This window comes from Metamycoplasma auris (assembly GCF_003253435.1).
Taxonomy (GTDB): domain Bacteria; phylum Bacillota_I; class Bacilli_A; order Mycoplasmatales; family Metamycoplasmataceae; genus Metamycoplasma; species Metamycoplasma auris.
In genome coordinates this window covers 1-2,032 of sequence record NZ_QKUB01000025.1, presented here as the reverse complement: position 1 = coordinate 2,032, position 2,032 = coordinate 1, and the positions used below count along the sequence as shown (strand labels likewise).

The following is a 2,032-nucleotide window of genomic DNA, read 5'->3' as shown; positions in this document are numbered from 1 at the left end:
AATCTTTCACGTAATTTCAAAATTTCTTGATTTTGCAACAAAATAATTTCTTTTAGTTTATTAATTTCAATTGAATTAATCGAATCCATATTCCCTAGTTGAAGTAATTGTTTTTGGTAAACGCTTGAAGTTCTGATATAGTGGTTAGTTATCGTGCTAATCTCTACATGCCCAGTAGCAACTTGTATTTTGTCTGGCGAGAGTCCTGCCATATGCATATTAGTAATTAATTGTGCTCTCAAAACATGAGCACTTAAATGTTTTGATCAATCAGGATATAAAGTTTTTAAATAGATTGAAAACTTATGAAATAAGTTTTGGATGGTATTATAAGAGTACTTAACACCATATTTTATAAATTGATCCCTTAGATCATATGGAACAATTATAGTTCTAAATCTTCCATGTTTCTTTGCCTTAATTTGACATTCATAATTTGTTTTATAGATATTTTCTCAGTCAACTGACACAAATTCCCCTAAACGACAACCGTTATATTTAAGCAGGTTAAAAATAAGTTTGAATTCTGGATTATTTCATTTTTCCAATGCAAACTCAATCTTTTGTATTTCATCCAAATTAAAAACTTGCTTTGGAATTGTGTCATTTTCAAATGAAATTAATTTTGAAACATCATAAAATTTATTTTCAATCTTAGACATTGTATTAATAAATTTTTTAATATAAGCAAGTTGGGTATTTTTTGATGAACCTGAATTTTTTAAATTCTCAAATATTTTATTAATTTTATTAATATCAATTGCATCTAAGTCTGCAATTCTATTTAAAGCAATTTTAGCGCATACTTTTGTTTTACTGTTTTTGTAATTAGAATTTAAGAATAAATCAATCTTTTCTTTAAATCTTAATGACATTTAAAATTCCCTTCTGCCTAACAACTCTTTTATGTCAGGCAAAAGGGAATTATATTTTAAGCAATCAAATGCTTATATGCTATAATTTTTTTGCCTAGCAAGTGTCGGTTGCTAGGTTCTTTTTTATTCTTTTATTTTTTATTTATATGATAGGAAACATTTTTAGAACTTGATTAGACTTGGAAGTGTCGGTTCCTATCAAACATAATTTTATCATTTTTTTTAGATAAATAGAAGTAGTAAAATTTAAGTATGATGAAAAAAAGAAAACTATTACTATCTTTACCACTTGTTTTTACATTGCCGATAATATCTATTGCCTGTTCTGAACCGTGAGATAAAAATAAACATACTGAACTTGAAAACTTTGAAAAATTTGTTGAAGAATTCCCTAAGGAATTAAACTATTTTTACGCACATCCATATGAAGAAAATTTTACACCTAAACCAAATCCGAGAAAACTAACAGAAACGGATGAATTGTTTGAATATTCATGAGATGATTTTAGGTACAATGTAGACCATTTAGGAAAAAGAAGATATCATGATGGTAAAAAGAATAATTTGGACTATACTAGACTAATATCCTCTCCTGCTTTATTAAGTTTTTCTCATGAGAAGTCATATTTTAGACAGGTATATGACAATTGAAATTACTTGCCAACAAATGGAATCTTGAATGATAAAAAGTATTCAATTGGATTTATAATAATGGTTGAGTATCAGTATCTACTAAACGAATTTGAATCTCTCTTAAGAAATGTTTTTTTTAATAGAAAACATGAATATAAATATTCTAATTTTTTAAACAATTCAGACTATGAGAAAAATGAAGTCAATTTTAAGGAATGAACTAAATTCATAGACTTAGAAGAGCGAACAAAATTTATAACCTCTAAAATAGAAGATCTTCCTACAGGAGACACTAAATATACTGTAAAACATTTATTAATAAATATTCGCTTTGGTTATAGAGATGAGGATGGAAGAATTAGATCTAAAAAAGATTACTTAAAATATATAGATTTAATTTCTTAGATATTAAAAAGAGCGCCTTAGAAACGCTCTTTTTTGTTACATAGTATTTTTATCAAACAATTGGATCTTTTTCAATAGAACCTCTAAAATCGCTCTTAGGTTGACTTGGAGCAATTTCC

At 26.5% G+C, this 2,032-nt stretch carries 2 protein-coding genes; one reads left to right on the top strand and one right to left on the bottom strand.

Features of this window, described 5'->3' with window-relative positions; translation table 4 throughout:
- Positions 1-875: tyrosine-type recombinase/integrase (locus tag BCF89_RS08780; protein ID WP_111518950.1), on the bottom strand; the 875-nt coding region annotated here is incomplete at its 3' end.
- Between the two features lie 252 nt (positions 876-1,127).
- On the opposite strand from BCF89_RS08780, the gene BCF89_RS08775 reads away from it, so the two are divergent.
- Positions 1,128-1,913, top strand: coding sequence for a hypothetical protein (locus tag BCF89_RS08775; RefSeq protein ID WP_111518948.1), 786 nt, complete (start codon positions 1,128-1,130; stop codon positions 1,911-1,913).
- Positions 1,914-2,032 lie beyond the last annotated feature (119 nt).